Here is a 6,720-nt window from a genome sequence, read left to right on the forward strand (position 1 = left end):
TAGCGGTGACAAGTCGGCCAAGACAACGTGACATCGCCCGGCTGGCCGGGGTGTCCCAGACGACGGTCTCGCTCGCCCTCAACGGCAAGACCGCCGAGCACGGCATCAACAAGGAAACCGAGCAGAAGATCATGGCAGCCGCGCAGCAGCTCGGCTACGTTCCCAACATCACGGCACGGGCGCTGCGCGGAGGACGCAACCGGCTGATCGGTGTGCACGCCTTCGAGCCCCTCTTCCCCACCAGCAGGGAGTCCTACTACGACGAGATCATGGTCGGAATCGAACAGCAGGCCATCAGGTCAGGACAGGACCTGGTGCTGTTCACCTCGATGCACCAGGACGACGGCCCGGCGAACATCTTTCACGAGGGCCGCAACCGGCTGCGGATAGCCGACGGCGCCATCATCCTGGGATTCGACGAGCACGACGACGAACTCGCCCGATTGGCGGCGGAAGGGTTCCCGTTCGTCTTCGTGGGCCGACGAGAGAAGGCGGCCGCACTGATGCCGTACGTCAGCGCCGACTATGTCCGCGCCGTATCGGAGCTGACCAGGCATGTCCATGAACTCGGACACCGGCGCGTGGCCTACCTGGGCCTGGACGACCAGGCCGTCCCGCGGATCGAACGGCGCCACGGCTTCCACCAGACCTGCACCGAACTCGGCATCACCGTCGCGGACGAGACACTGGCCGAACCTGGCGGTCTCGACCACGGCTGGCTGGAGCGCGTACTGCACGCCGGTGCCACGGCTGTGCTCGCCGAGGGCACAGCGCATCTGGAGGAGATCGCCGCCCTCTGCGCGGAACGACATGTCGCGATTCCCGACCGTCTCTCCATCGTGGGTCTGGACTCGATCAACGACAGCATGCCGGTCACCCACCAGTGGACCCACCTCACGGTTCCCCGGCTCGCGATGGGCGCACGCGCCGTCGAGCTGCTGCTCGAAGTGCTGGAAGGCCAACACGAGCTCACCTACCACGAAGATCTGGCCTGCGGCTTCGAGGCCGGCGCGACGCTCGCCCAGCCGCATTGACATCACCCCGCACGCCGGAACATGCGCGGCGCCCGTGCGAGGCGCCCACCACTCCCACGGAGGTCACATCGATGAGACGAATCCGTTCCGCATCCGCATCTGCCGGCCTGGCGGCCGGCTGCGCGGCCGCGTTACTGCTCGCCGCATGCGGCGGCGAGACCGAAACCGGAAGCGACGGCGCCGGTACGCTCACCGTCTGGTTCCCCGGCAACAGCGAGTCCGAGATGGCCCTGGTCAACGACACGATCGTGCCAGCGTTCGAGGAGGAGACCCGCGCCGACATCGAGGTCACATACGTCGACTGGGCGGACATCTCGCCGAAGCTCAATGCCGCCTTCGCTGCGGGCACCGCGCCGGACGTGATCGGCCACGGCGTGGCCGCCACCGCCGACCTGGTCCACAACGACCGCATCGAAGACCTGACGCCGTATCTCGATGAGCTCGATGAGGCGGCGCGCGAGGATATGGGTGCAGCGCTGCCCGGCGGCACGGTCGACGGTGCGCAATACATGATCCCGCTGATCATGACCATCCGCATGATCGTCTACAGCGGGACCGACTTCGCCGAGGCCGGGCTCGACCCTGACCAGCCGCCGGAGACATGGGAGGACGTCCGGGCCGTCGCCGAGCAGCTCACACAGCGCGACGGCGGTGACATCACCCGCGCCGGGCTGGTCGTTCCCAGCGACCCGATCGGAGCCCAGCAGGCGTTCGGCACCTTCCTGTGGTCCAACGGCGGGGAGTTCCTCAATGCGGACAACACCGCGTCCGTCATGGACTCACCAGAGGCAGTCGAGGCTCTCGACTACTACGTGCGGCTCTACCAGGGTCCCGACGCTGTCGACAACACCCTGGGCGTCGCCTGGGCCGGTTCACCGGAAGCACAGCAGCCCATCGCGACCGGTGACGCGTCCATGCAGCTCAGCAACGCCGGCAGCATTGGAAAGTACCAGGAGGCCGCCCCCGACCGGGATCTGCGGCTGATGATGCCGCCGGCTTTCGAGGGGAACGAGCCACAGGCGTTCGGCGGCCCGGCGAACGGCCTCATGATCAACAAGGACAGCGGTCAGAAGGATCTCGCCTGGGATTTCATCACCCACATGATCGAGGCCGACACCAACACCGACTACGCCGAAGCCCTGGGGGCGTTGCCGATCCACGCGTCGGCGGTCGACTCGGACTACATCTCGGCGAACCCGGAACTCCAGAAGGCCGTCGAGGCGCTGGTCAGCAACCACCCCAACCCCAATGTGCCCGGTTGGGTGCAGATGCGTGACGCGATGGGCCAGCATCTGGAACGGGCCCTGCATGGCGAGGTGGACCCGCAGGAGGCGTTGACCGCGGCCGCCCGCGAAGTGGACCAGGTCATTGAGTCCGGCTCGTAATCGATCTCCGGCGGCGCGTCGGACGGTCACCGTGCCGACCGGCGCACCGCCGCGACCTCGACGACGGCGACCACACGGCAAACCGGCGCTGTTCGGCGCCCTGTTCGTGGTGCCGGCCGCCCTCTACGTCGCGATCTTCCAGCTCGGACCGGTGTTGTACGGTTTGGTGCTCAGTTTCACCCGCTACAGCCCGCTGAGCCGGTCCGGCCCCGAGTTCGTCGGGCTGGACAACTACCGCTCGCTGTACGGGGATCCGGAGTTCGGCCGGGCGATGTTGATCACCGGCCGATACGTGCTGCAGGTCCTGCCGATCACAGTGGTTATCGCGCTCGGGCTGGCGTTGCTGTCCAACCGGGCGTTCCGCGGCGTGGGCCTGTTCCGCACCGCCATGTACGTCCCACACGTGGTCTCACTGACCGCTGTGAGCATGATCTGGCTGTGGATCTACTCCGACGACGGAGTGATCAACCAGATCCTGGATCTCCTCGGCATGGCCGGCCAACGATGGCTGAGTACTGAGGACGCCGCGCTCAACGCGGCCTCGGCGATGCGGGTCTGGAAGGCGCTCGGCAGCAACATGGTGCTGTTACTCGCCGGACTTCAGACCGTTCCCAAAGACCTGTACGAGGCGGCCCGCGTGGACGGCGCGAACGCGTGGCAGCAGTTCCGCGCCGTTACTCTGCCCGGCCTGCGGCCGATGCTCACCTACGTCATCGCGATGGACATCATCTACCTCGCCCAAGGCTTCACGGAGATCTTCGTGCTCACGCAGGGCGGTCCGTACGGCAGCACCACCACGGTGAACTTCCTGATCTACACCGAAGCCTTCCAGTACAACCAGATGGGCAGCGCGTCCGCCATGGCGTTCGTCCTGTTCGCCTTCATCGCGGGACTGTCCATCGTGGCCATCCGGGTCGGCCAGGGAAGGAGGCTGTGATGACCGCACTGATGGCGCGTGCCCGCCGGCGTCCCCGCAGCTCGCGACTGTGGCCGCGGGTCATGGTGCTGAGCGTCGTGACCGCGCTGGTACTGCTGCCGTTCGTCTGGATGACGAGTCTCGCATTCACTCCGGAGGGTGCGGCGTTCTCCGAGGTCCGACTCATTCCCGCGCAGCCGACGCTGGAGAACTTCGCCACGGCGATGCGGGTCGCCAACCTGGACACGGCCTTCATCAACTCCGCGGTGGTCACCTCGATCGCGGTGCTGACCAACTGCGTCATCCCGGTGCTCGCCGGATACGCGTTCGCACATCTGCCCTTCCGCGGCAGCAAGGTGGTGTTCTACGTACTCATCTCCACCGCCGCGATCCCGGTCTCGGTCACCCTGATCCCGCTGTTCCTGATGGCGAAGAACTTCCCGTTGGCGGGCGGCAACGACCTCCTCGGCAGCGGCGGAAGCGGGTTGCTGGACTCCTTGGGTGGATTGATGTTGCCCTACCTGGTGGGCACCATGAACATCTTCCTGTCCCGGCAGTACTTCGCCGGCATGGACCGCGACTTCGCCGAGGCGGCACGGATCGATGGCGCGAGCGAGTTCCGCATCTTCTCACGCATCTACCTGCCGATGGCCCGGCCATTGATCGCCCTGGTGGCGGTGTTCTCCTTCACCGGAGTCTGGGACGACTTCCTGTGGCCGCTCGTCGTCTCCACATCCGAGCGCAGTACGACGGTGCAGCTGGCGATCACCACCTTCGCTTCCACCGGCAACGTCAAATACGGAGCCTTGATGGCCGCGACGATTCTGGTCAGCATCCCGGTGCTGGTGGTGTTCCTGGTCAACCAGCGCGGATTCATCTCAGGGCTGTCCGAAGGCGGGCTCAAAGGCTGACCCGCCACCCGATCCACGCGCATTACCCGACGACCCTCCGATTGCGACGAACGGAACCACACCTCGTGCCACGACACACAGCAGACATCCTGGTCATCGGCGGCGGACTGGGCGGCGTCGCCGCCGCCCGCGCCGCGCTCATGCTCGGGCGGACGGTGATCCTGACCGAAACCGGCGACTGGCTCGGAGGGCAGCTCACCAGCCAGGGAGTTCCGCCGGACGAGCACCCCTGGATCGAGGGCGAGCACGTGTCGGCCGGCTACAGAGAACTCCGGAACCGCGTCCGCGACTTCTACCGTCGCAACTATCCGCTGACGGCGCAGGCGCGGTCGGACGACAGGCTCAACCCGGGACGAGGGTTCGTCTCGGCGCTCTGCCACGAGCCACGGGTGGGCGCCGCCGTCCTCGACGAGATGCTCTCCCCCTGGCTCGCCGGCGGGCAGCTGACACTGCTCCGCGGACACTCCCCGGTCGCCGCCCGCCGCCAAGGCGATCGCGTGACATCCGTGACGGCCCTCGATCGGCAGACCGGCGTCCATCGTGAGCTGACGGGTACGTTCGTGCTCGACGCCACCGAGCTTGGCGATCTCCTGGAACTCGCCGACATCCCGCACGTCGTCGGCGCCGAGTCACGCGCGCAGACGGGTGAGTTGCACGCCGTGGATCGGGCCGATCCGATGGATCAGCAGGCGATCACGTGGTGCGCCGCGGTGGAGTACCGAGCCGGCGAATCCCACCTGATCGCGGAACCGGAGGGCTACTCGCACTGGCGGGACACGGTGGATCCGAGATGGCCGGGACCGCAGCTGTCGTGGACGGATGTCCACCCGATCACCCTCGACGAGCGCACCCGGCCGCTCTTTCTCGGCGAGCCGGAGCATGCGGTCCATCGGGACGACCGGGACCTCTGGCACTACCGGCGGATCGTGGCACGCAGCCAGTTCGATCACACGTTCACCGGCGGTGAGGTCACGCTGATCAACTGGCCGCAGACCGACTACTGGGAGCATCCGATCATCGGCGTCGAGGCGGCCACCCGGCGCACCGCGCTGCACCGGGCCCGAGAGCTGACGCTGTCGTTCGTCTTCTGGATGCAGACCGAGGCACCGCGGGCCGACGGTGGTCACGGGTACCCGGAACTGCGGCTGCGCGGCGACGTGTTCGGCACGGCCGACGGACTCGCCCGGGAGCCGTACATCCGAGAGTCACGCAGGATCAAGGCTCTCTTCACCGTCACCGAAGCGCACATCGGACAGGAGATGCGCGGGCCAGACGCGGGCTCGGAGATCTTCCAGGACAGCGTGGGGATCGGGTACTACCGGATCGATCTGCATCCGTCGACCTCGGGGCGCAACTACGTCGACATCGCGTCGTACCCGTTTCAGATCCCGTTGGGTGCGCTCGTGCCGGTGTCCGTCTCCAACCTTCTGGCGGCGAACAAGAACGTCGGCACGACGCACATCACCAACGGGGCATATCGGCTCCACCCGGTGGAGTGGTCCATCGGCGAGGCGGCCGGAGCTGTCGCGGCATACTGCCTCAGTACCGAGCGCTCCGCCGCGGAGGTGCGCCAGGATTCCACCCACGTGCGCAAGCTGCAGGACGTGCTCGCCGGCACCCTCGGGGTACCGCTGGCTTGGCCGGACGAGATACGGCGGACGGGCGCGCCCGATAGCGAATAGGCACGATCCGGTGGGCAGGCTAATATTGGCCGTCGACGGGGCGGTAGCTCAGCCGGTTAGAGCAGGGGACTCATAATCCCTTGGCCGCGGGTTCGAGTCCCGCCCGCCCCACCGAGTTGCACTAGCACAAGCGGCATTGGCCACGCCCCGGGCTGCTTCTGCGTGGAACGGCACGTGACACGAGTCGGCGCGGCATTGTCGTCATGGCACGAACGAGCGGCCGTTCTTCATCCAACCGCCATCTGCCGCAGTGACTCCGCGTTTTGCGCCAGTTGCTGCGATCCATCCTGCACACCGGCCGCGTCTGCCAGACGTGCGTTCTCCAAGCGAACCGCCGCTTGATGCCTGGCCGCATACAGCGCGAGCCTGAAACGTACGGAGGGATCCTCCTCGGCCAGGGCTCCATATCCGGACCAGAACGAGTCGCGCTCTGTGCCCGGCTTCTTGCGCGCCATCCAGATCACCCAATCGGCGAGTGGATCTCCCCATTCCGCCCGATCGAGATCGACGACGCCAGTGATCTCGGGATACTCATCGTTGTCGGCCGACAGCAGGACGTTCGCCGTCCACAGGTCACCGGTCAGCAGCGATGCACTCGTGACCTGATCGAGCAGCGGCGCGTTGTCCGCCGCGATCGAGTGGATCTCATCGACGACCGCGCGGCTTAGTACTCCAGCCGTAGATCGTGATCTTGGTCGTGTCGGTGCTGGATATGGAGCGGCCACCGCTCGATGATCTTGGTTTGTGAAGACACAAAATGATCTAGCGATGGCCGCAGGCCCAAGCGTAGAC

Annotated in this window: 6 protein-coding genes and 1 tRNA gene; 6 read left to right on the forward strand and 1 reads right to left on the reverse strand. The window is 66.6% G+C overall.

The window, feature by feature from the left end; all coding sequences use genetic code 11:
* Nucleotides 1-5 precede the first annotated feature (5 nt).
* From G1H10_RS31605 to G1H10_RS31630, 6 genes are all read left to right on the forward strand, one after another.
* Nucleotides 6-1,034 (forward strand): LacI family DNA-binding transcriptional regulator, encoded by a 1,029-nt coding sequence (locus G1H10_RS31605; protein WP_163745264.1) that lies wholly within the window; start codon nucleotides 6-8, stop codon nucleotides 1,032-1,034.
* A 71-nt stretch (nucleotides 1,035-1,105) separates the two neighbouring features.
* Nucleotides 1,106-2,419, forward strand: coding sequence for an ABC transporter substrate-binding protein (locus G1H10_RS31610; RefSeq protein WP_163745265.1), 1,314 nt, complete (start codon nucleotides 1,106-1,108; stop codon nucleotides 2,417-2,419).
* Between the two features lie 31 nt (nucleotides 2,420-2,450).
* A complete protein-coding gene (locus G1H10_RS31615) occupies nucleotides 2,451-3,356 on the forward strand; it encodes a carbohydrate ABC transporter permease (protein ID WP_163745266.1) in 906 nt (301 codons plus the stop codon).
* Nucleotides 3,356-4,246, forward strand: a complete 891-nt coding sequence (locus G1H10_RS31620) for a carbohydrate ABC transporter permease (RefSeq protein WP_163745267.1) — start codon at nucleotides 3,356-3,358, stop codon at nucleotides 4,244-4,246. Before G1H10_RS31615 ends, G1H10_RS31620 begins: the two co-directional genes overlap by 1 nt.
* 65 nt (nucleotides 4,247-4,311) lie before the next feature.
* Complete coding sequence (locus G1H10_RS31625; RefSeq protein WP_163745268.1) at nucleotides 4,312-5,928, forward strand: FAD-dependent oxidoreductase; 1,617 nt, start codon at nucleotides 4,312-4,314, stop codon at nucleotides 5,926-5,928.
* A gap of 37 nt (nucleotides 5,929-5,965) precedes the next feature.
* A tRNA-Ile gene (locus G1H10_RS31630) sits at nucleotides 5,966-6,039 on the forward strand.
* Between the two features lie 116 nt (nucleotides 6,040-6,155).
* Here G1H10_RS31630 and G1H10_RS31635 read toward each other — a convergent pair.
* Nucleotides 6,156-6,720 (reverse strand): phosphotransferase family protein (locus tag G1H10_RS31635; RefSeq protein ID WP_174264830.1); only part of this gene is annotated, 565 nt, incomplete at its 5' end.

The sequence above is a fragment of the Phytoactinopolyspora halotolerans genome, from assembly GCF_010550675.1.
Lineage (GTDB): Bacteria > Actinomycetota > Actinomycetes > Jiangellales > Jiangellaceae > Phytoactinopolyspora > Phytoactinopolyspora halotolerans.